This window comes from Streptomyces diastatochromogenes (assembly GCF_002242805.1).
GTDB classification, from domain to species: domain Bacteria; phylum Actinomycetota; class Actinomycetes; order Streptomycetales; family Streptomycetaceae; genus Streptomyces; species Streptomyces diastatochromogenes.
Window position 1 is genome coordinate 1 of record NZ_MCGQ01000172.1, and the last position, 473, is coordinate 473.

Genomic DNA, 473 nt, shown 5'->3' on the forward strand with positions numbered 1-473 from the left:
GTGCTGCTCCGCTTCCACGACCTGGTGCTGGAACGGCAGGCAGAGGTCCTCGACCTGATCCAGCTGGAGACCGGCAAGGCCCGCCTGCACGCCCACGAGGAGGTCCAGGCCGTCGCGGTGGCCGCCCGTCACTACGGCCGCAAGGCCCCCGCCTACCTGCGGCCCAAGCGGCACGCCGGCGCGATGCCGACCCTGACGAAGGTCACCGAACTCCGCCACCCGCGCGGGGTCGTCGGCCAGATCGCCCCCTGGAACTACCCCCTGGAGCTGTCGGTCGGCGACGCGCTGCCCGCCTTCGTCGCGGGCAACGCGGTCGTGATGAAGCCCGACACCGAGACCTGCCTCACCGCCCTGTGGGCCCGTGACCTGCTCATCGAGGCCGGACTGCCCGCCGACGTCTTCCAGGTCGTGCTCGGCGAGGGCCCGGTCGTCGGCCCGGAGGTCGTCCGGCACGCCGACTACGTCTCCTTCAC

The 473-nt window shown here is 72.5% G+C and carries 1 protein-coding gene; it reads left to right on the top strand.

Annotated elements, in window-relative coordinates; genetic code table 11:
* The coding region (locus tag BEK98_RS47435; protein ID WP_143684299.1) for an aldehyde dehydrogenase family protein at positions 1–473 on the top strand (473 nt) is incomplete at both ends.